Source organism: Microbacterium ureisolvens (assembly GCF_019511645.1).
Taxonomy (GTDB): Bacteria; Actinomycetota; Actinomycetes; order Actinomycetales; family Microbacteriaceae; genus Microbacterium; species Microbacterium ureisolvens_A.
Genome location: NZ_JAEUAX010000018.1, coordinates 13,671 through 36,419, shown reverse-complemented (window position 1 = coordinate 36,419; position 22,749 = coordinate 13,671). Strand labels below are relative to the sequence as shown.

16 protein-coding genes are annotated in these 22,749 nt (G+C 67.0%); 13 read left to right on the top strand and 3 right to left on the bottom strand.

Features of this window, described 5'->3' with window-relative positions; genetic code table 11:
- The first annotated feature begins 116 nt into the window (after positions 1–116).
- From JNB61_RS19090 to JNB61_RS19070, 5 genes are all read left to right on the top strand, one after another.
- Positions 117–1,253, top strand: coding sequence for a 5-(carboxyamino)imidazole ribonucleotide synthase (locus JNB61_RS19090; RefSeq protein ID WP_220340678.1), 1,137 nt, complete (start codon positions 117–119; stop codon positions 1,251–1,253).
- A gap of 106 nt (positions 1,254–1,359) precedes the next feature.
- Positions 1,360–1,827, top strand: coding sequence for a 5-(carboxyamino)imidazole ribonucleotide mutase (purE, locus tag JNB61_RS19085; protein ID WP_220340680.1), 468 nt, complete (start codon positions 1,360–1,362; stop codon positions 1,825–1,827).
- The gene (locus JNB61_RS19080; protein WP_220340677.1) at positions 1,824–3,302 is read left to right on the top strand and encodes an LCP family protein; all 1,479 of its coding nucleotides are present in this window, start codon (positions 1,824–1,826) and stop codon (positions 3,300–3,302) included. The genes purE and JNB61_RS19080 overlap by 4 nt, the downstream gene beginning before the upstream one ends.
- A gap of 3 nt (positions 3,303–3,305) precedes the next feature.
- Complete coding sequence (locus JNB61_RS19075) at positions 3,306–4,436, top strand: glycosyltransferase (protein WP_220340676.1); 1,131 nt, start codon at positions 3,306–3,308, stop codon at positions 4,434–4,436.
- Positions 4,437–4,649: 213 nt separating this feature from the next.
- Entirely contained in the window at positions 4,650–6,563 is a 1,914-nt protein-coding gene (locus JNB61_RS19070; RefSeq protein ID WP_220340675.1) for a cell wall-binding repeat-containing protein, read from the top strand.
- Between the two features lie 70 nt (positions 6,564–6,633).
- On the opposite strand, the gene JNB61_RS19065 is transcribed toward JNB61_RS19070, so the two are convergent.
- Together JNB61_RS19065 and rfbB are read right to left on the bottom strand one after the other, a co-directional pair.
- Positions 6,634–8,043, bottom strand: a complete 1,410-nt coding sequence (locus tag JNB61_RS19065; protein ID WP_220340674.1) for a sugar nucleotide-binding protein — start codon at positions 8,041–8,043, stop codon at positions 6,634–6,636.
- Entirely contained in the window at positions 8,043–9,041 is a 999-nt protein-coding gene (gene rfbB / locus JNB61_RS19060; RefSeq protein WP_220340673.1) for a dTDP-glucose 4,6-dehydratase, read from the bottom strand. The genes JNB61_RS19065 and rfbB overlap by 1 nt, the downstream gene beginning before the upstream one ends.
- Positions 9,042–9,229: 188 nt before the next feature.
- Here rfbB and JNB61_RS19055 point away from each other — a divergent pair, with 188 nt between their 5' ends.
- From JNB61_RS19055 to JNB61_RS19035, 5 genes are all read left to right on the top strand, one after another.
- On the top strand, positions 9,230–10,642 hold the full coding sequence (locus JNB61_RS19055) for a hypothetical protein (protein WP_220340672.1): 1,413 nt from the start codon (positions 9,230–9,232) through the stop codon (positions 10,640–10,642).
- 57 nt (positions 10,643–10,699) lie between these two features.
- A complete protein-coding gene (gene rfbA, locus JNB61_RS19050) occupies positions 10,700–11,572 on the top strand; it encodes a glucose-1-phosphate thymidylyltransferase RfbA (RefSeq protein WP_220340671.1) in 873 nt (290 codons plus the stop codon).
- A 173-nt stretch (positions 11,573–11,745) separates the two neighbouring features.
- A complete protein-coding gene (locus JNB61_RS19045; RefSeq protein WP_220340670.1) occupies positions 11,746–13,509 on the top strand; it encodes a rhamnan synthesis F family protein in 1,764 nt (587 codons plus the stop codon).
- A complete protein-coding gene (locus tag JNB61_RS19040; RefSeq protein WP_220340669.1) occupies positions 13,506–15,398 on the top strand; it encodes a rhamnan synthesis F family protein in 1,893 nt (630 codons plus the stop codon). The genes JNB61_RS19045 and JNB61_RS19040 overlap by 4 nt, the downstream gene beginning before the upstream one ends.
- Before the next feature lie 61 nt (positions 15,399–15,459).
- Positions 15,460–16,350, top strand: coding sequence for a glycosyltransferase family 2 protein (locus tag JNB61_RS19035; protein ID WP_220340668.1), 891 nt, complete (start codon positions 15,460–15,462; stop codon positions 16,348–16,350).
- Here JNB61_RS19035 and JNB61_RS19030 read toward each other — a convergent pair.
- Positions 16,326–18,317: a DUF7657 domain-containing protein gene (locus JNB61_RS19030; RefSeq protein WP_220340667.1), complete on the bottom strand. Its 1,992-nt coding sequence runs from the start codon at positions 18,315–18,317 to the stop codon at positions 16,326–16,328. The two genes, JNB61_RS19035 and JNB61_RS19030, sit on opposite strands and share 25 nt — an antisense overlap.
- Before the next feature lie 92 nt (positions 18,318–18,409).
- Here JNB61_RS19030 and JNB61_RS19025 point away from each other — a divergent pair, with 92 nt between their 5' ends.
- The 3 genes from JNB61_RS19025 to JNB61_RS19015 are packed head-to-tail and all read left to right on the top strand — an operon-like array spanning position 18,410 to position 22,648.
- Positions 18,410–19,300, top strand: a complete 891-nt coding sequence (locus JNB61_RS19025; RefSeq protein ID WP_220340666.1) for a glycosyltransferase family 2 protein — start codon at positions 18,410–18,412, stop codon at positions 19,298–19,300.
- A gap of 52 nt (positions 19,301–19,352) precedes the next feature.
- Positions 19,353–20,489 carry an NAD-dependent epimerase/dehydratase family protein gene (locus JNB61_RS19020; RefSeq protein WP_220340665.1) on the top strand — a complete coding sequence of 379 codons (1,137 nt, stop codon included), beginning with the start codon at positions 19,353–19,355 and terminating at the stop codon, positions 20,487–20,489.
- A complete protein-coding gene (locus JNB61_RS19015) occupies positions 20,486–22,648 on the top strand; it encodes an acyltransferase family protein (RefSeq protein WP_220340664.1) in 2,163 nt (720 codons plus the stop codon). Before JNB61_RS19020 ends, JNB61_RS19015 begins: the two co-directional genes overlap by 4 nt.
- Positions 22,649–22,749 lie beyond the last annotated feature (101 nt).

Below are 22,749 nucleotides of genomic sequence, written 5' to 3'. Positions count from 1 at the left end.
CCCGCCCGGCCCTCAGCCGGCCGTTCCCCCGAAGCCGCCGCTGCCCCAGGCCTGACCGGCGCGTCCGTCGTCCCGCGGTGCGGGATGATGGAGGGAGGCTTACGAGAGGGAATGGCATGGCGCTGCGAGTCGGAGTCGTCGGGGGTGGGCAGCTGGCCCGCATGATGATCGCGCCGGCGGTCGAGCTCGGAGTCGAGATCAGGGTGCTCGCCGAAGACGAGGGGATGTCGGCATCCCTCGCCGCGACCGCCGTCGGCGACTACCGCGACGCCGACACCGTGCTCGCCTTCGCGCGCGACGTCGACGTCCTCACCTTCGACCACGAGCACGTGCCACAGGATGTGCTCGCCACCCTCGTCGGCGAGGGCATCTCCGTGCACCCCGGCCCCGACGCCCTGAAGTTCGCGCAAGACAAGTTGGTCATGCGCGCGCGCCTGCAGGAGCTCGGGATGCCGCAGCCCGACTGGGCGGCCGTCACCGACGCCGAGGAGCTCCAAGCCTTCATCGACGACCACGGCGGTCGCGCCGTCGTGAAGACGCCGCGCGGCGGCTACGACGGCAAGGGCGTGCGCGTCGTGTCGGCCGGCACCGAGGCAGACGACTGGTTCGCGACCCTCGCCGAGGACGCCCACGGCGGCGCCCTCCTCGTCGAGGAGCTCGTCGACTTCACGCGCGAGCTCGCCCAGCAGGTCGCCCGCCGGCCCTCGGGCGCGGTGCGTGCGTACCCGGTCGTCGAGACCGTGCAGCGTGAGGGCGTGTGCGCCGAGGTCATCGCGCCGGCACCTCACTCGAGCGATCGCCTGCAGCAGGTGGCGGCCGGGATCGGCGTCTCCATCGCCGAGGGTCTCGGCGTGACCGGGATGCTGGCGGTCGAGCTCTTCGAGACGACCGACGAGCGTCTCCTCGTCAACGAGCTCGCCATGCGTCCGCACAACAGCGGGCACTGGAGCCAGGACGGCGCCGTGACGAGCCAGTTCGAGCAGCATCTGCGCGCCGTGCTCGACCTGCCGCTCGGCGACACCGACCCGGTCGCCGGGTGGGCCGTCATGGTCAACATCCTCGGCGGACCTGCGGAGGAGTCCCTCGACGCGCGCTTCGCCGCCGCGATGGACGAGCACCCCCAGGCGAAGGTCCACACCTACGGCAAGGCGCCGCGCCCGGGCCGCAAGGTCGGGCACGTCAACGTCGTCGGCGACGAACTCGACGACGTGGCGTACCAGGCGCGGGCCGCAGCATCCTTCTTCCTGGACTGAACAGCCCGGAAGCGCGCCGTTGCGGGGAGTTTCCAGCCTCGCCCCCTAGCCTTGACGAGTGACTGCGCCCCTTCATTCCTCCGAGGCGCCGCTCGTCGGCGTCGTCATGGGCTCCGACTCCGACTGGCGGGTCATGAGCGACGCCTCTCAGGCGCTCACCGATTTCGGCATCCCGCACGAGGTCGAGGTCGTCTCGGCGCACCGCACGGTCGACAAGCTCGTGCGCTACGGACGTGAAGCCCGCGAGCGAGGCCTCAAGGTCATCATCGCGGGCGCCGGGGGCGCGGCGCACCTGCCCGGCATGCTCGCATCCCTCACAGCCCTCCCCGTCGTCGGCGTACCTGTGCAGCTGGCGACCCTGGACGGCCTGGACTCGCTCCTGAGCATCGTGCAGATGCCCGCCGGCATCCCGGTCGCCACCGTCTCCATCAACGGCGCGAAGAACGCCGGGCTCCTCGCCGCCCGCATCCTCGGGGCGTCCGATCCCGAGGTGGCCGACCGCGTCGAGGCGTACGCCCGGGATCTCGAAGCGCAGGTCGAGCAGAAGAACCGGCGGCTCAAGGAGTCGCTGTGAGCGTCATGAGCGCGCCTCGCACCACCGCCCGCCCGGTTCGTCCGGGGGTGGTCGAGGAGCGTCCGATGAGGAATCCGGATGCCTCGTCCCGTGCCGTGATGACGCGTCGCGGGTGGTGGCTGGTCGGGCTCAACTTCCTCATTCCGGGCTCCGCGCAGGTGCTCGCGGGCAACCGCAGGCTGGGCCGTTTCGGCATCGCGGCGACCCTGGTGATGTGGGCGTTGCTCGTCGTCACGCTGCTGTTCGCGCTGCTGGCACCCACCGTAGGGCTGAGCATCGTGACGAGCGCGTGGCTTCCCGACTGGCTCGGGCTGCTGCGCCCGCTCCCGCTCCTGATCGCGCAGGGGCTGCTGATCGCGTACGCGGTGCTGTGGGTCGTGCTCACGATCGACACGCTGCGTCTCGTGCGGCTCGTCAAGACCGGGGGCGTCGCGCGGTTCGCCATCGCTCTGGTGGCCGTCGGGCTTCTCGTGGTCGCGAGCGGAACCGCGGTGTACGCGTCGAATGCCGTCGGCGCAGTGCGCAGCACGATCAGCACGATCTTCGGGGCGAGCGGCCCGACCGTGCCGCCGTCGGAGGGCTACTACAACATCCTGTTGCTGGGCGCCGACAGCGGCGAGGGCCGCGACTCGATGAGGTTCGACAGCATCTCGGTGGTCTCGGTGAATGCCACGACGGGCGCGACGACGATCACCGGCATCCCTCGCGACATGCCCAACTTCCCCTTCGCCGAAGGGCCGATGCAGAACGAGTACCCGAATGGCTTCGAAGGCCACGGCGACCCGAACTGCGGCTGGGGGAGCGGGATCAACCAGCTCACCAACGCCGTCGAGCAGTGTCGCGAGGATCGCGGGACGGGCATCTATCCGGATGCTGCCGCTCAGGGTTCGACGCCCGCGATCGAGGCGACGAAGGACGCGGCGGCGGGAATCCTGGGCATCGAGATCCCGTACTACGTCTTCGTCGACATGCACGGCTTCGCATCGCTCGTCGATGCGCTGGGCGGCGTCGACATCAACGTCGTCGAGCGCCTGCCCAAGGGCGGGCCGCCGGAGGGCGTCGATCCGCACGACGTCGACGCATGGGCGATCGGCTGGATCGAGGCCGGCCAGCAGCACATGGACGGCGACACCGCCCAGTGGTACGCGCGCTCGCGGTACACGACCAGCGACTTCGACCGCATGCGGCGCCAGCGGGAGCTGCAGGAGGCGATCCTGGCCCAGTTCACGCCCCAGGTGGTGCTTACGCGCTTCCAGGATGTCGCGGCCGCAGGCGCCGACATCGTGGAGACAGATCTGCCTCAGTCGCTCATCCCGGCCCTCGTCGACCTCGCGGTGAAGGCGAAGGAGCAGCAGGTGCAGACGCTCGAGCTGACGCCCGAGAGCGGCATCGACGAGTTCGCACCGGATTACGCGTACATCGCCGATCTCGTGCAGACGACGCTTCACCCGCCGACCCCGACGCCGGCGGGCTGACGCGTGGTGGCCACGTTGCGCGTCATGCTGGATCAGCTGGTTGCGCCCACCGAGCCCGAGTTGGTCGAGGCATCGCGCGAGCTCGCGCGGGCGCTGGTGCTGGGCGCGCCGTCGGGTTGCGAGGTGGAGGCGATTGCGCCCGCCGGCGGCGTCGAGGGGGCATTGGATGCGGTGCCCGGGCTGGCGGCGGTTCGCCGGACTGCGCTGCCGCGACGCGAGCTCGCTGCCGCGCTGCAGCTCGGCGTCGGGACAGGGATCGGTGGCGGGATGATCCACTCGCCGTCGCTGTTCGCTCCCTTGGTCCGCCACGACCGCGTGCACGACCACGATCAGACGGTGGTGACGGTGTGGGATCTGCGGCCGTGGGAGTCGCCCTCGGAACTGCCCCGGGCGGTCGGGGCGTGGCACAAGGCGATGCTGAAGCGTGCGGTGAAGCATGCGGACGCGGTGGTGGTGCCGACGCACTCGCTGGCTGCGCGACTGCTCGAGATCGCGCCGGCCCTTCGCGACCGGGTACGGGTGATCGCCGGGGCGTCGCCACTCGGGTTCGCGGTGCCGACGGATGAGGTCGGGCGTCGTCGATCGCTGGGTGTGCCCGAGGGCTATGTGCTTCTCGCGGGTAACCCGCTGGCGTCGGAGGGCTTGGATGCCGGACTCGCAGCGGTCGTAGCGTCGGGTGTCGATCTGCCGGTAGTCGTGATCGACGTCGAGGTGGGCCATGAGCCCGCGGTGGCAGACCTCGCCTCTGCGGCAGGGCTGCCTGAGCGGGCGCTTCACGTACGCGGGGTGCTGTCTCCGGAGGATCGCGCGGCGGTGTTCGGCGCAGCCGTGGCGTTTGTGGCGCCTTCGCGTCGCGCGGCGTTTCCGTGGCGCGTCGTGGATGCCCTCACACTGGGGGTTCCGGTGGTTGCGGCCGCGTCGGCCGTGCACGACGAGGTCGTGTTCGACGGGGGAGCCCTGGTGCCGGCGACCGGTGCTTCTGAGTTGTCCGATGGCCTCGGTGCGGCGCTCTCGGCCGGCGTAGGGTCGACGGCGGCGGCTGAGCGACTCGGCGTGCTCGCGGGCGACCGCGGGCGCGCGTTCTCATGGCGCGAGGCCGCCGACAAGGTGTGGGCGCTGCACGCCGAGCTGTGAGCGGAACGTAGGCGCTCCCTCCGAGTCCCGTGTGAACGACATGTCGATGCATGCGGGCCGATGGCTAATGTTGTACTCATACGTCACATCCGCCACACTGGTCCCATGGCGGGGGCTATGGGAAAGGGCGCTGCGGCGGCGCATGCGTCGAGGATCGTTCTGCTCGGGGCGGTGATTGCCCTCGTCGTCGGTCTGCTCTCACCTACTGCCGCCGTGGCATCTGCCACATCCGGGTCAGCACCCTCCGCGGTGGGCGCCGCCATTCAGCCGGCGGCGGACCTCAGCAAGTTCCAGCCTGGCAACATCGTCAGCGACGTGGTGTTCTTCCACAAGGACTCCATGAGCGAGGCTCAGATCCAGGCCTTCCTCGAGCAGAAGGTGCCGCGCTGCCAGTCGGGATACACCTGTCTCCGGGACTGGTATGACACGTCGCGCACGACGGGTGCGGATGCAATGTGCGGCGCCTACTCCGGGGGAGTTCGCGAGCGGGCGTCCCGAATCATCTACAAGGTCGCCCAGGCGTGCGGGATCAACCCCCAGGTCATTCTCGTCATGCTGCAGAAGGAGCAGGGGCTCGTCACGCACGTCTGGCCGAGCGACTGGCGATACACGATCGCCATGGGTCAGGGATGCCCGGATACCGCGGCGTGTGACACCCGCTACTACGGCTTCTTCAACCAGGTCTACGGGGCGGCGTGGCAGCTGAAGCGGTACGCCAACCCGCCGGGAACCAGTCAGTACTTCACGTGGTATGCACCGGGAAAGACCTGGAACGTGCGGTGGCATCCGAACGCCGCTTGCGGATCTGGGGCGGTCTACATCCAGAACCAGGCGACCGCCAATCTCTACTACTACACGCCGTATCAGCCGAACGCAGCCGCGTTGCGAGCGGGCTACGGCGAGGGTGATGCCTGCTCGAGCTACGGCAACCGCAACTTCTACCAGTACTTCACCGACTGGTTCGGCTCGACCCAGACACCCGCGAACGCGTGCGCCCAGCCGGCTTCGGTCACCCCGGCAGACGGTGAGTTCGTGGTCACCGTCGCATCGCTCAATGCCCGACTGGCACCCACCACGGCGTGCGATCCGCCCGCCGGCTCGTTGAGCCAGGGATCGGTCGTGACGCGTACGGGAACAGCGGGCGACTGGTCGCGCATCCGCATTGACGGAGCCACGTTCTGGGTGAGCAGCCAATACCTCTCTCCCGCGCCCGTGGCGGCCTACAGCTCGACACGGCTGTCGGGTGTGAACCGCTACGACACGGCCGTCGCCGTCTCCAAGACGGCCTACCCCGCCGGGACGCGAAAGGTCTACATCGCCTCGGGGACCGAGTTCCCCGACGCCCTGGCCGCCGGAGCCGCTGCGGCGAAAACGGGCGCATCCTTGCTGCTGACCGAGCGTGATCTGGTTCCGGGCAGCGTCCTGGCCGAAATGCAGCGCCTGGCACCGACATCCGTGGTCATCCTGGGTGGACCGGACCGCATCTCGCAGGCAGCCCAGACGTCCATCGCAGCCGCCGTTCCCGCTGCCACCGTGACGCGGATCGCCGGAGGCGACCGATACGAGACGAGCCGGCTGATCGCCGCCGAGGCGTTCCCACAAGCGACCGCGGCCTACATTGTGACGGGCACGCGCTATCAGGATGCGGTGGCTGCGGCGGCTCTGGGCGGCGCAGTCGGCGCCCCGGTGATTCTGGTCCAAGGCTCGGACGCAACGCTCGACTCGGGGACCGCGGCCACGCTCCGTGCGCGAGGCGTGAAGTCGGTGACGGTCGCGGGCGACGGCTCGGCGGTGAGCGCCGGGATCGAGGCCGGGCTGCAGGCGGCGGGGATCACCGTGACCCGGATCGGCGGCGCCAACCGGTACGCCACGAGCCTGCTGCTCAACCAGGCGGTATACCCCACGGGCGCGCCGACGGTGTACATCGCGACGGGAACGGACTTCCCGGACGCGCTCAGCGGCTCGGTGCTCGCGGCCATCACCAAGTCGCCGCTGGTGACGACGCCTGGCAACTGCCTGTCGGGTCCGGCGAAGTCATGGTTCATCGCCAACAACGTGCAGAGGATCACGCTCGTCGGTGGCGAGCCGACGCTCAACGCCGACGTCGCCCGGTCGACTCGCTGCTGACGCGCTGTGGCCGCCGGCAGCAGCCGACCGCCACGGCCGCCGTCAGCAGGCCGAGGTCCCCGGGGGGGGCTCAGCGACGCAGGTACGCCCTGAGCGACGCGTCCGCATCGGCGGGCGCGAAGCCCGTCGCGATGATCTTCGACAGGTCAAGCAGGCTATTCGCAGGACGCGGTGCGACCGGCCCTACGGCGGCGGAGAAGTACTCCGTCGTCGAGACTCCGGTGACGCGCTGAGGGTCGTGGCCCGACAGCTCGAATACGCGGCGGGCGATCGCCGCCCAGGACTGGGGCTCCCCGGAGCCGGTGAGGTTGTACACGCCGGACGGTGAGTCGCTGTCGATCAGGTGGCGGATCCCTCGGGCGATCTCGTCGGTGAAGGTCAGGCGGCCGAACTGGTCGTCCACCACCTTCGGATCCACTCCCCGATCCGCGAGCGACGCCATCGTGCGGACGAAGTTCTTCCCCTCGCCGATGACCCACGACGTGCGGATTATGTAGTGACGGGGCACGGTCGCCACAGCGGCGTCCCCCGCGGCCTTCGTCTGGCCGTAGACCCCGAGCGGCGAGTAGGCCTCGTCTTCGGAGTGCTCGCCGTCGTACGTGCCGTCGAAGACGTAATCGCTCGAGACGTGCACGAGGGTGATGCCGTGGTCCGCCGCGATCCGGCTGAGGGCGGCGACGCCCGTGACGTTGGCCGCCCACGCGTCGCGGCGGCCCTCCGGCGTCTCGGCGAGGTCGACTGCGGTGTACGCGCCGGCGTTGATGACAACGCCGTAGTCGCGCCACCTTCGTGCGGAGGCCAGCTCGGGGGAGGAGAGGTCCAGTTCATCGCGCGATGCGAACTCGACATGCCCCGCGTCAGCGAACTCCGCACGCAGCGCGCGGCCTAGCTGACCGTTCGCGCCCAGCACGAGGGTCTTGCGCGGCTGCATCGGCGCGACGTCCGCCAGGCGCGGATGGGCGAGGTCCTTCGCCGAGATCTCCACCTGGTCCAGAGGGATCGGCCAGTCGATGGCAGCCGTCTCGTCGGCGAGGTTTAGGAACGTGTACGTGGCGGCCGGCGACCAGTGGTCGTTCACGAGGTAGACGTAGGCCGTGTCGGCCTCCAGGGTCTGGTAGGCGTTGCCGACGCCACGGGGGACGAAGATCGCGCGCGAGGGATCGATCTCTGCGGTGAACACCTTCCCGAACGTCGGGCCTTCGCGCAGATCGACCCATGCCCCGAAGATGCGACCGGACGCGATCGACACCCACTTGTCCCAGGGTTCCGCGTGGATTCCGCGGGTGGTTCCGACCGCGTCGTTGAACGAGATGTTGTTCTGCACCGGCCCGAAGTCGTCGAGTCCGAGTGCCGTCATCTTCTCGCGTTGCCAGTTCTCCTTGAACCAGCCGCGGCTGTCGCCGTGGACGGGTAGCTCCCACAGCACGAGCCCGGGGATGCCGGTTTCGATCGACCCGAGCTGTTTGCCGAACTCCGTCATCACTGGCCCTTCGTGGCGTAGAAGGCCTCGGTGGCGTCCTTGGCCGGCGCCCACCAATCCTCGTTCGCGCGGTACCAGTCGATCGTGGCTGCCAGTCCCGCTTCGAAGTCGCGGTAGGCCGGCTGCCAGCCGAGCTCCTCGCGCAGCCGGGTCGAGTCAATCGCGTAGCGCAGGTCGTGGCCCGCGCGGTCGGTCACGTGGTCGTAGGCGGCGGCATCCTGTCCCATGAGCGTCAGGATCAGCTCGACGACATCTTTGTTGTTCTTCTCGCCGTCGGCGCCGATCAGATAGGTCTCGCCGATCCGCCCCTTGTCGAGGATTGTCAGCACTGCGGACGAGTGGTCGTCGGCGTGGATCCAATCGCGCACGTTCTCGCCCTTGCCGTACAGCTTCGGACGGATGCCGCGCAGCACGTTCGTGATCTGGCGGGGGATGAACTTCTCGACGTGCTGGTAGGGGCCGTAGTTATTCGAGCAGTTCGAGATCGTCGCCTGGACGCCGAACGAGCGCACCCACGCACGGACGAGGAGGTCGCTACCTGCCTTGGTTGACGAGTAGGGGCTGGAAGGGTTGTACGGCGTGCTCTCGGTGAAGCGCTCGGGGTCGTCCAGCTCGAGGTCGCCGTAGACCTCATCGGTCGAGATGTGGTGGAAGCGGGTGTCGTGGCGTCGTGCGGCTTCTAGCAGCGTGTACGTGCCGATGATGTTCGTGTCGAGGAACGGGCGCGGGTCGTCGAGCGAATTGTCGTTGTGCGATTCGGCGGCGTAGTGGACCACGGCGTCGGCAGCGGCGACGAGGCCGTCCACCAGAGCGGAATCCGCGATGTCGCCCTTCACGAACGTCACCCGCTCTTCGGGGAGCCCGTCGAGAGAGGCCAGGTTGCCGGCGTACGTGAGCTTGTCGAGCACGGTCACATGGTGGTCGGTGTGGGCGACGACGTGGTGGACGAAGTTCGAGCCGATGAACCCGGCTCCGCCGGTAACGAGGAGTTTCCGCATCCCACAAGGTTACTGGTAGCCCGCTCGGCGACCTGTGCTCCCGCTCGGCCGCGCTCAGGGGTTTGTCGGGCGTCGGTCGCATAAGGTGGGAGGCAGTTCGCGCCTCGACACGAGTTTGCGGCAAGGGTCATGCGATGCACAGGGCGTCGCAGAGAGTCACCGAAAGGCACGGAATGGTCGAGGGGCGAGTGTCTGTCGATGATGCATCGACGGTGGACGAAGCGGTCGATGCGGAACACAGCGCCGGCGCAGGTCCTGCGGCGACCCCGACATGGATGCAGCTCAACAGTCGCCTCGTGGACTGGATCGTCGCCGTCGTCCTCGTGATCGCGAGCGTGGTGCTCGTGGTGTGGCACGTGCCGCAGCACAAGATGGTCTCGCCGATCGACGAGTACGTCTACATCGACTACCTGGCCAAGGTGCCCACGCAGTTCGTCGTCCACCGCGGCGAGGAGACGGGCGAATACGCGCGCCTCTACCTCTCGTGCAACGGCGTCAGGACGCTGGGGTACTACCCCGCCGACTTCTGTACCGATTGGCAGGAGGCCGACGAGCAGACGATGCCCAACGGCGGGAAGACCACCGCCGATATCTACACCCCTGTGTACTTCGGCGCGACCTGGCTTCTCGCCCAGCCGCTCGTCCTGCTTGGCATGGACGACATCACCGAGGCAGGTCGCTACACCGGCGCCGTCTGGTTGGCTGCTGCCGCGGTTCTGCTGTATCTGACTCTGCGACGGCTGCGGGTCGACGTGGTGACGGCGGGTTCGCTCGGGCTGCTGATGGTGGGCTCGCTCTCGGCGTACTGGTCGAACACATACATCAGCACCGATGCGATGTCGTTGCTCGCAGGCGCGCTGATGGCGTTCTGTCTCACAATGTTTCTTCGCGGATCGCGGTGGGTACCGTGGCTGTTCGTCGGGTCGGCTGTTGTGCTCACTCTCGCGAAGATGCAGAACCTCATGGGCGTCGCGGCCGCCGCCGTCACGCTGATCTTCTGGGCGCTCGCCGACGCGATCCGCCGGGGACGCGGAGCCGAGGGGCGCTGGAGCTCGCTCGTGCGCGATCGACGCGTGATCTCGGCGTTCGCCGCCGTCATCGTCTCCATCGTCGCGCAGGGCGTCTGGGCGGTGATCCGCAACCTGATCGTCGCCGACACACGAGCGGACCAGGGCGTCGAGGCACCGCTGAGCAAGCGTGCGCTGGTCGAAGAGGTCTTGCGCTTCTTCCCCGGAGTCTCGAAGGGCGCGATCGATCCGGGGCTGCTCGGAATCGCCGCGCAGATCGCTTCGGCGGTCATGGCGTGGATCATCGTCGCCGGTGTGATCGGTTTGATCGCCGCATCGCGTCGAGGATCGCGCTCCGAATCGCTGGCGCTCGCTACGTTCTTCGTCGCACTCGTGTCGGGCCCGCTTCTCGCCATCGCGACCGTTGTGATGGCCGGCTATTACTTCTACCTCCCGGCGCGATACGGCATGTCGCTCCTGGCGTTCTTCCTCGTGTGCGCCGGCCTGCTGTTCACGCGCTCAGTGTGGACTCGCTGGTTCTCCGTGGTCGCGGCGGTGGTGAGCTACGTCGCCGTGATGACGCTCACCGGGTGACGCCCCCGGGGCGGCGGACGGTTTGGACCGCGTCAGCGGATAGCCCAGACTAGAGGAATGCGTGGCATCATCCTCGCCGGCGGCACGGGCTCGCGGCTCCACCCGATCACCCTCGGCATCTCGAAGCAGCTGGTCCCGGTATACGACAAGCCGATGATCTACTACCCGCTGTCCACGCTGATCCTCGCGGGCATCCAGGACATCCTGATCATCACGACGCCCCAGGACTCGGAACAGTTCCAGCGACTCCTCGGAGATGGTTCGCGGTTCGGCGTCTCCCTCACGTACAAGACGCAACCGTCGCCGGACGGCCTCGCGCAGGCGTTCATCCTCGGCGAGGAGCACGTCGGCGGCGAGAGCGCGGCACTCGTCCTGGGCGACAACATCTTCTACGGCCAGGGCATGGGCACGCGCCTTCGTCAGTACACCGATCTCGATGGCGGTGTGGTCTTCGGGTACTGGGTGGACGACCCTACGGCCTACGGGGTCGTGGAGTTCGACGCGGATGGACGAGTCGTCTCGCTGGAGGAGAAGCCGACGGCGCCCAAGAGCAATTACGCCGTGCCCGGCCTCTACTTCTACGACAACGATGTCGTCGAGATCGCCAAAAACCTCACCCCGTCGCCTCGTGGCGAGCTCGAGATCACTGACGTGAACAAGGCGTACCTCGAGAGAGGAGCCCTCCAGGTCGAGCTCCTGCCCCGCGGGACGGCATGGCTCGACACCGGCACCTTCGACTCGCTCAGCGAGGCCACAGACTTCATCCGTACGGTCGAGAAGCGTCAGGGTCTCTCGATCGGCTGCCCTGAGGAAGTCGCCTGGCGCATGGGCTTCCTCTCCGATGACGAACTGCGGAGGCGCGCAGAGCCCCTCGTGAAGAGCGGTTACGGCGCGTACCTCCTCAAGGCGCTCGAACAGGGGCGACACTGACCGGGAAGAGCGTTTCGTTGCATTCCAGCACCGTGAGTCCGCCATCATCACGTCCGGGTGACTGTCGGCGCCTCATCGTCTACGTCGTCTGGGACAGGCGAGGCGAAGTCGAGCCGTACATACCGCACGCACTGGGCGCCCTTCGGGAGCATGCTGCACAGATCGTCGTCGTCGTGAACGGCGAGCTGAGTGACGAAGGGCGGGCGGCGCTCGAGCCGGTGTCGGACGACATCCTCGTGCGCGAAAACGCGGGCTTCGACATCTGGGGCCACAAGGCAGGGCTCGACCATGTCGGCGCTGCGATCGCGGACTATGACGAAGTCGTGCTGACCAACGACACCTGGTTCGGGCCGGTGCGACCTTACGGACCGGTCTTCGAACGGATGGCGCAGCAGGACGTCGACTTCTGGGGTATGACGGATCACGCACGGGAGGAGCCGAACCCCTTCACCGGCGAGGGCGTGCTCCACTACCACCTGCAGTCCTTTTGGATCGCCATCCGCCGCGCGATGTTCGACACCGAGGCATGGCGCGAGTACTGGCGCGAGCTTCCCGTGATGCCGGGCTATTTCGACGCGGTGTTGAAGCACGAAGCGGTCTTTACCGAGCACTTCGCGAGTCGCGGATACACGCATGCGGCTGCCTTCCCCTCGTCCCACTATCCGACCGATCATCCGGCGCTCTTCAACGCTGATCTGCTGATCGCCGACGGCTGCCCGCTGCTCAAACGGAGGCCGTTCTTCCATTACCCGCCGTTCCTCGACCGGCATGCCGTCATCGGTCGTGAGATCCTGCAGGCGGTCGAGGGGCACGGGTACCCCATGCCGCTCATCTGGCACGACCTCGCCCGCAATGTGGCGCCGCGCACGCTCAACACCGACGCCGCGATGCTGGAGGTGCTCTCCGATTTCAACGAAACATTCGACCACGACCACGCGAGGCCGATGCGGATCGCCGCCGTCGTCAACGTCGTGCACCCGGACATGACCGATGCGCTTCTCGATCACGTAGAACGACTGCCGGGCGAAGTCGACGTCTTCGTGACGACGAACGAGCGAGACCGGGCCAATGCGATCCGCGAGATCCTGCAGGAGCGAGGCCGGGAGGACGTTGAGCTGCGGATCGTGCCGTCGAAGGCCGGCAAGCACATGAGCGCTTTCTTCATCGGATGCCGGGACGTGTTCGAGCCAGGTCGGTACGACCTGATCGTCAAGCTCCACTCGAAGCGATCGGCCAAGAAGTCCTATAACGCGAGCAGATACTTCACGCGCCATCAGCTCGACAACCTGCTCGGATCCCCGGGCTACGCCGCGAACGTCATCAGCCTGTTCCAACGCGAACCCGGTCTCGGCATGGTGTTCCCGGCGACCATCCATACGGGCGTTGCGACGATGGGCAATGGCTGGGGAGCGTACCGGAAACGGGCCGAGGCACTGGCACATGACCTGCGCATCGAAGTCCCCATCGACGAAATCACGCCCCTCGCGCCGTTCGGCGGCATGTGGATCGCCCGGCCAGAGGCGCTGCGACGCCTAACAGAGCGGGAATGGACTTATGAGGAGTTCGAGCCGGACGCGCGGTTCCCCGACGCACTGCTTGGCCCGACGATAGAGCGCCTGATCGCCAACGCGGCCGGCGAGCTGGGCTTCCACGTTCGCACCGTCCTCAACACGGAGCATGCCGAACTGAGCCACACATCCCTGGAGTTCAAGCTCGACCAGCTCTCCTCGACGACTCCCGGATACCCGGTCGAGCAGATCCAGTTCCTCCATCGAGCCGGGCCGACCGGTCACGGTGGAGCGGCTGGCCTCGCGCGGATGTACCTTCAGCTGAATCATCCGTCGGTGGCACGCGCGATCTCGCCGGTTTACCAGGTGGTGCGCAGGGTCGCAGGCGCCGGTCGCCGGTTCCTCAATGGGATCGGAGTCCTGCGATGATCGACGAAGCGACGCCCCTGGCCCCAGCTGACACGCGTCGGCTGATCATCTACGCGGTCTGGGATCGGCGTGGCGAGATCGAGGACTATGTCCTCTTCGCGCTCGAAGCGCTGCGGCCGCACGCGACGCGGATCGTCGTCGTTGCCAACGGCACGCTGACTCCCGCCGCTCGGGCGAGCCTGGACGGGCGCGCCGAGGTCGTGATCGTCCGCGACAACGTGGGATTCGACATCGGCGCTCACAAGGCTGGTCTCGAGCACGTCGGCGACGGCGTCTCCGACTTCGACGAGATCATCCTCACCAATGACACGTGGTTCGGCCCGGTTCGGCCCTTCGCGCCGGTTTTTGAGCGGATGGGAGAGGCCGCGGTCGCGTTCTGGGGAATGACTGATCATGCCGAGCTGGAGCCGAACCCGTTCACGGGGACGGGTGTGCTGCCGTACCACCTGCAGTCATTCTGGATCGCTGTGCGTCCGCAGCTGTTCCTGTCGCAGGCATGGCGGGACTACTGGCGCGCGCTCCCCGAGATGGCCACCGTCCAGGATGCGGTGCTGCTGCACGAAGCGAGCTTCACGCGCCATTTCGCAGAGCAGGGCTTCCAGCACGCCGTCGCCTTCCCGTCCAGCGAATATCCGAGCGAGCATCCGGCGCTGTTCAATGCGGACCTGCTCATCGAAGCGGGTTGCCCACTGCTGAAGCGACGGCCGTTCCTGCATTGGCCGCCATTCCTGGATCGTCACGCCGTCATCGGGCGCTGGGTCATGGAGACGGCCGAACGTCATGGATATCCGGTAGACCTCGCATGGCGGAGCCTGGCGCGCAACGTCGAGCCGCGCGTGCTGTACACGGATGCCGCAATGCACAACGTCCTTCCCCACCGGGACGTCGGGTACGACTCTTCGCGCCCGTTCCGGGTGGCGGCGCTGCTGCACATCTTCTACGTCGAGATGACCGAGGAGATGCTCGACCTCGTAGACGCGCTGCCCGGAACCTACGATCTGTTCGTCACGACGCCCGACGTTGACAGGGCCGCCGCCATCGCTGCTCTGATCGATCAGCGTCCGCGTGAGGGCCGCGCCGTCGAGGTGCGGGTGGTCGAGAACGCGGGCCGGGACCAGAGCGCATTCCTGATTGGGTGCAGAGACGTCGTCCTCGACGGCGGTTACGACCTCGTCGTCAAGCTCCACTCGAAGAAGACCCCGCAAGATGGCTACAATGTCGGGCGCCACTTCAAGGCACAGCAGTTCGGCAACCTGCTTCCGAGTCCGGGATACGCTGCAAACGTCCTGGCGATGTTCCAGAAGGAGCCTGGACTGGGCCTCGTCTACCCGCCGATGATCCATCTCGGCTACCCGACGATGGGGCGCGGCTGGTGGTCGAACAAACCGGGATTCGAGGAGTACTGCCGAGAACTCGGCATCCGTGTCCCGCTCGATGAAATCTCGCCGATGGCCCCGTACGGGTCTATGTACATCGCCCGCCCCGAGGCCTTGCGTCTGCTCGTCGAGCACCCCTGGACCTACGACGAGTTCGGGGGAGAGGAGTCGTACCGCGACGGTGGGCTGGCGCACATCCTTGAGCGGATGCCCTCGTACGCGGCGGCGGAGCTCGGTTACCACACCCGGACCGTGTCGACGCCGGAGTACATGTCGATTAGCCACACGTCGATGGAGTTCAACTTCGACCAGATGTCGGCGACGATCCCCGGCGACAGCGTGGACCGGATCATGTTCATCAAGCGGGCCGGTTACGTCGGGCAGGGACGCGTCCGCGATTTCGTCCGGATGTATTTCGGACTTCACCCCGGGGTCGGCCGCCGACTCGGGTGGATGATCGACCCGTCCAATCGCCTCGCCAGGCTCGCCTCGCGCCTCACTCGACGCCGATGACCTTCCAACGCCGCTGTCGCGGCGGGAGTTGGCCCACGCGGCATCTGGGAGAATAGACCACGTGAAGGATGCGGACGATGATCAGAACGTCGGTGCCGTCGTGCTGGCCTATCATCCCGATGCATCTCTCGTAGGCAATGTCCTCGCGCTCGTTCCTCAGGTGTCCGCGATCGTCGTGGTCAACAACTCGCCCGGCGCCGAACCCGAAGTGTTCGAGCAGCTACGAGGCATCGCGGCCGTCGAGGTGATCGATCTGCCCGGCAACCTCGGTGTCGCCGCCGGGTTCAACGCCGGCATGCGGAGGGTCTTCGAGACCGGGCACCGGTACGCGGTGATCTTCGACCAAGACAGCACCGCGCCGCCCGGACTCGTGCAGGGGCTCGTTGATGCGTACCGGTCGTTCGGAGCGGGGGCCGGGATCGTCGGCCCGGCACTGCGCTCGGGGGTCACCGGTCACGAGTTCCGGCGCGAACGCGGCTCCGGAATCGGCGTGCGCGCGACGCTCATCAGCTCAGGGGCGCTGTTCTCCCGGGAGGTGGTCGAGCGGATCGGGCTCCACGACGAGGGCCTGTTCATCGACTATGTCGACCACGACATCAGCTTGCGTGCGCGGCGCCGTGGTCTCAAGAACCTGAAGGCGTTCGACGTCGTGCTCGACCATCGGTTCGGCGGAGCGGTACCGCGCCGCCTCTTCGGACGGGATTTCTTCGTGGCCGACTACTCGCCCATGCGGCAGTACTACATGTCCAGGAACCGCCTGGTCCTCATCCGACGATACGGCTTCGGCGCCTGGTTCTGGGAGGACCTGTCGTACATGGGCAAGGCATGGGCGAAGGTGCTCTTGTTCGAGGGCGACCGCCCACGCAAGGTGGGCGCGTTCTTCCGTGGCGCGCGAGACGGTCTCCGGTACGACGCGAAGCGGCGGGATCAGGCTTCGGGAACGACGTCGTAGACGTACTGGATCCGACCCGACCAGGTGAGCCGGTCTGTCTCGATGAGGCACGATGCGTCGAGCGGTCGGATCGATACGATGTGACGGAGCTCGGTGATCCGCTCCTGGACCGCACACGGTGACGCTCTCACGACGACCGTGTCAGCGTAGGGCTGTTCGAACTCGATTCCTGAATCGGCCCACTCGAATTCGATGTGGGTGCCTCCGCGATTCCACATCGACTCGTGGGCGCGCGTGGGATCAAGCAGCTCCCATCGCCCCGGGTTGGGGCCAATCTGCTGGCGATAGCTGAGCGACGGCACAGCAGTGGCTGTCATGAGCGACACCATCTCAGCGGAGTCCGCTGCCCACAGGGTGCCGTCCTGTCGACTCGATTCACCCCATGAGAGCATCTGGCGCGCCGATGGGCTCTCGCGGAGGTCGCCGAGTCCGAGAGTCACCGGTTGCGCAGTGATGGTCACGGCGGCCGCGGCCGCGCCGCCCACCAGCATGGACCACGCTCGTCCCGGCCAGCGGACCAGGACAAAGACAGCGAGCCCCGAGACGACGGCCGACAGCGTGATCATCCAGGGAGCGAGCTCGGCGATGAGCCCCGAGGTGACCAGCGAGATCCCGCCCCAGGCCGACAGCGCTGCAACCGAGGCGCCGGAGACCGCCGCCGTGACGAAGTGCCGGCGCGGAGTGGTGACGCGGTACAGCGACATCGTGATGCAGAACGCCACGACGGCGAGGTAGCCCACCCCCATGGCTGCCCGGTTCGCGGGCACTCGGTTGATCACCGGGATCGTGGCGCTCCACTCGCCCCAGCTCAGGAGTGCCCAGGCGGCCCAGAACAGCGTCGGAATCGTCACCGCGAGGATGATCCAGCGCGAGCGCGCGCCGCCCCGGATCCGTCCCATCAGGAGGACGACGATGACGGCCGCGGCGAGTGCGAGATAGGACGTGGTGATCTCCGACTGATTGGAACTCGCGCCGACGGTCTGGAATCGCAGCCAGCCGAGATTTGTCGCGCCGAAGACGAAACCCGGGTCCAGTGCCTGCCCGCCGCTCTGCCGCAGTCCGGGATACACGGTCGACAAACCGGAGGCGATCGCGTCGCGGCTCTCCCAGAACAGGCCTGCCGTCCACGCGAGGCCTGAAGCGGTCACCGCGGCGATGGCGGCGATCCGTGTTCGGAGCCGAGATCGGTCCGTCAGGATCAGCACCGCGGTCGCGAGCACGATGGGCAGACCGACCACGATCGCCGTCGGCTGGTAGTACGTCGGTGTGCGCGCCAGGAGTATGCCTGCGGCGACGAACGCGCCCGCGCTCACCAGCCAATTGCGCGACGACAGGGAGCGTGCGCCGTACACCGCGAGGGCGCATCCCGCCGTCACGAAGCCCAATGTGTTGACCGGGATCCCTGACCACCACGCGGTCGCGGGAGATGCCGCGATGACGACCGCTGCGAGGTACCCCCACCGGAGCCGTCCTGAGACCTGTCGGAGGAGCACCGGAACGCCGAGAAACAGCAGGTAAGTCGGGAGCCACCATTTCAGTGCGAAGAGCATCTCCGCGGGCACCAGCGGCGCGAGGTGGAACAGTGTGCTCTCAAAGAAGACCGCGCCGGAGACCGGTCCCGTGGGCAGCTGTGCGAATAGGTCACCCGAAGCGCTCAGTGGAAGTTCCGCCGGGTTCCCGTTGCGGGTGATCTGGCCCAGCCAGATCGGAGATCCCGTACCGAATTCGTCCGCGCGAACGCTCTGATAGCCCCCCAGGTGGAGACCGAGAGGATGCTGCGGATCCTCTCGCAGAGCGCTGATCCCGATGTTCGACGTCGTCGCCCCGAGCAGGATGAGAACGAGGTAGAGCAAGGTGGGGACGACGAAGACCAGAAGGCCCACTCGCCGACGCCGCCGGGCTGAGAGATCCTCGGGAGGCGAGGGGGCACGCGACGCGGGGTCGGTGACGACGGGGGGTGCTGACACAGCGGTCCTCTGGGGCGAGCAGGGAGCCCGGGCGTGCGGGACAAGACAAGCTAACACGAGGGTTTCGGACGGCTGGGCTAGACTCGTGCGGCGTGACTGCGGAGATCTTCGTGCCCTTCTGGGGCGACCCGGCCCTCTTGTTCGAGACCGTCGACTCGGTGCGGGCGATGAACGACCAGGACTGGCGTCTCGTCATCCTGGATGACTGCTACCCGGATGACTCCGTTCCGGCCTATTTTGAACGGCTAGCGGACGATCGGGTGGAGTACGTCCGCAACGAGCGGAACCTGGGGATCACCGACAACTATCGCGAAGCGATCCGGCGAGCCACGGCCGACCACATCACGATCCTGGGCTGCGACGATCTCGTCCACCCGAACTACCTGTCGGTGGTGCGTCGCACGCTGCATGCCGTGCCGCATGCCGATGTCGTCCAGCCTGGGGTCGCGGTCATCGACGAGACCGGCCGGAACATCCGTCCGCTGGTCGACCGCGTCAAGTCCGGCCTCCTCGCACCCCGGGGCGGGCCGGGGATCGCTGTCCTGACCGGCGAAGCCATGGCGACGAGTCTCATCCGCGGCGACTGGCTGTACTGGCCATCGTTGACGTTCCGCACCGAGACGCTGAGACGCACCGACTTCCGTGACGGACTCCCGATCATCCAGGACCTCGCGCTGCTCATGGACATCGCGTTCGAAGGCGGCACGCTCGCCTTCAACCCCGAGGTCGCCTTCTCGTATCGACGACACGGCGGCAGCGCCTCTCAGAAGACGCTGCTCGACGGCCGGCGCTTCCGGGACGAGCGGACCTATTATGCCGAGGCCCACCGGCTGGCGCAGTCGCAGCGCTGGAAGCGCACGGCACGCGCCGCCCGGTTCCGTGCGATGTCGCGCCTGCACGGCGTCGCGGAGCTTCCGTCCGTCATCCGGCACGGGAACATGGCCGGGGTAGAATCGACCATCGCCCATATTTTCGCCGTCTAGCGCCGCGTCCGCGCATCCCCGACGGCGGGACGAGCACCCAAGGAACTTCGCCATGCCCAAGAACGTCCTGATCACGGGAGGCGCCGGCTTCATCGGCACGCGCCTTGCCGCGCGTTTCGCTGCCGACGGTCACCGCGTGACGGTACTCGACTCGCTGATCGCCCAGGTGCACGGCGACGATCCGGAGCGCACGTCTCCGTTGCTGCGCAGCCTAGACGGTGTCGCCACTGTCGTCCGCGGCACGGTCACCTCGGCCGATGACATCCGCAGCGCGCTCGACGGCGCCCAGATCGTCGTTCATCTGGCCGCGGAGACCGGGACCGGGCAGTCGATGTACGAGATCGACCGTTACACCGAGGCGAACGTCGGTGGAACCGCGAAGCTCCTGGACATCCTCGCGAACGAGCCGCACTCGGTCGGTCGCGTCGTCATCGCGTCGTCGCGCTCCATCTACGGCGAAGGAGCCTATCGGACCGAGGATGGACGGATCGTCTACCCGCCGCATCGAGCCGACGCGGAGATGGCGGCCGGTGACTTCGCCGTGCACATGCCGGGGGAGGGGGCGCTCGAGATGGTACCCACCACCGAGGAGGCGAAGCTGCACCCGTCGAGCGTCTATGGCATCACGAAGCAAATGCAGGAGTCGCTCATCATGACCGTCTGCCCGACGCTGGGCATCGAGCCGGTTTCGCTCCGATACCAGAACGTGTACGGCCCAGGGCAGTCGCTCAAGAATCCGTACACCGGCATTCTGTCGATCTTCTCGACCCTCATCAGGCAGAACAAGCAGATCAACATCTTCGAGGATGGTCTCGAGAGCCGTGACTTCGTCTACATCGACGATGTGGTCGAGGCAACCTTCCTCGCCGCCGTCACACCCGCTGCCGCCGGACAGGTGATGAATGTGGGCTCGGGTGTCGCTACCACGGTGAACGACGTGGTCGAGGCTCTGGCCGCAGCGTACGGCCGGAGCGTCTCGTCGCGGATCTCAGGAAACTACCGGCTCGGCGACATCCGCCACAACGTGGCCGACGTGTCTCGCCTCGCGGACGTTCTCGGCTACCGGCCGCGGGTGTCGTTCGAAGACGGCGTGAAGAGATTCGCGAACTGGGTGCTGACCGAGCCGGTGGAGGGTGAGTCCTACGAGCGCTCGCTCAGCGAGATGGCCGCACGAAACCTGCTGAAATGACGGTCGCCGAGGCCGTCTCCACCCGCAGAGTCGATCGACAGAACCGAACGCGTACTTTCCTGCCTGAGGTGCAGGCGCTGCGCGCCGTCGCGGTTCTCCTCGTGGTGGTCTACCACCTCTACCCCGGGCGGTTGCCCGGAGGTTTCGTCGGCGTCGATGTCTTCTTCGCCATCTCCGGCTTCCTGATCACTTCGCATCTGGTCGCATCGCTGCTGCCGAGCGGCGCCATGCGACCGGCTCGGTTCTGGGCGAATCGGATCTGGCGGCTGCTGCCCGCATCGCTCCTCGTGCTAGCCGTGTGCTGGGTCTTCACGTTGCTCTACGCGCCGACCACTGTCGCAACCGACACCTTCAAACAGATCGGAGCGGCTTCGGCTTACGTCGAGAACTGGGTCCTGGCAAACGACGCGGTCGACTATCTCGCCCGAGACAATGCACCGACTCTGGTCCAGCACTACTGGTCGCTGTCCGTCGAGGAGCAGTTCTATATCCTCTGGCCACTCTTGCTCATGGGTACAACGGTGATCGCGGGGGTGCTGGCGATTCGGCGCGGGCAGGCAAGACGCAGTCGTGTGAGCATCCGTGCGCTGTGGATCGTGATGGCCTCCGTCGTTATCGGGTCGGGAATCTACTCGGTGGCCGCCACCCGCTTCGCCCCCGCGCACGCCTACTTCGACACATTCACGCGGGCGTGGGAGTTTGCGTTGGGTGGCGTGCTCGCTCTCGCAGTCGCGACGTTCCCGCAGGTAATCGAGAAGTTCCGTTCACATCCATTGGTCGAGCGACTCGGCGTTCCACTGATCCTGGGCTTGCTCATGATCTTGGCGTCCGGCCTTTTGATGGATTCGTCGACACCGTTCCCGAGCGGATGGGCGGCCGTGCCCGTCGTAGGCACGCTGCTGGTGATCGCGGGTGGTCTCCCCCGTCTTCGTCCCATCGCGCAAGCGGTGCAATGGCGCCCTGTCCAGGTCTTGGGAGATATTTCGTACTCGCTGTACCTCTGGCACTGGCCGCTCATCATCGGGTTCGCGATGGTGACGGCGCGACGCCACACCTCTCTTGAAGGGATCATCATCTTCGCGATCGCGGTCGCGCTCGCGTGGATCACCAAGCTGTCAGTCGAGGATCCCATTCGGCGCCTCGGGCGACGCGCTCGACCCGTATGGCCCGCTTTCGCACTCGCACTCATCGGCGCGGTTGTACTGATTTCGCTTTCGGTGGCTGTGGTGAGCCATAGGGAGGGCACAGCAGCAGAGGAGGCAGCAGCACGCGAACAAGCCGTCACAGACCAGAGCGGCTGTCTTGGCGCGAACGCGGTTCTAGGGGCGAGCGATTGTCCGGAGCCCTACCAGTTGACGCCCGGAGTCGACCCGGTATTGCCATACACGGATCTCGACCCCGAGTGGTGCTTGACGTGGTTCGACGAAGATTGGCGATCGTGCGCCCTCGGTGACGAGGCCGCTACGAATGGCACAGTGGCGATCGTCGGCGACTCGCACGCGGCCGCGCTGACCAACCCGCTCGGCGAGTACCTCGCCTCGGCCGGAATGAGGCTGGAGACATTCACGCGGTTCGGGTGTCCCGCAATGAGTGAGCAGGCGATAGGACTCCACCAGCAGACTCCAGAGATGGAGCAAGCCTGCGCGGACTGGACCCGGCGCGTAACGGATCACCTCATCTCGCGCGACGATATCTCCACGGTCGTCTACACCTCGTACGAGTGGGGCTACACCGAACTAACCAAACCTGACATGCCCGCGTTGACCAGCGACGACATCGTCTCTACGCTCAGCCGAGTTGCGGACTCCGGGAAACAGGTGGTGCTCATGCACGATTTTCCCGCGACTGGTCAGCGGGAGGTGCCCACCTGCGTAGCGCAATCGGCCGATCCCGCTGTCGAGTGCAGCCAGCCCCTCTCGGTGGCGTACGTCAAGGGGCCCTACACCGAGGCGGCGGCCGCTCTCGGGCCGCGCATCCGGGTGGTCAGTCCGCAGGAGGCGACATGCGATGCCGACCGCTGCTACGGGCTCGTCGGTGATGTCGTGGTCTACGCGGACGACAACCATGTATCGGAGACGTTCGCGCGCTCGCTCATGCGCTACCTCGGCCCGGCTCTTATGGACGGCAAGCCTTTGACTGATCCCCATTCCGGTGGTTGATGGACGCTTCACCAACAAAGTGCTTCACACGCTCGACCGTTACGATTGTTCGACCCCTCCCCGCGCCTCATGACGTGCTGCGGACCGATCTTGGAAGGACC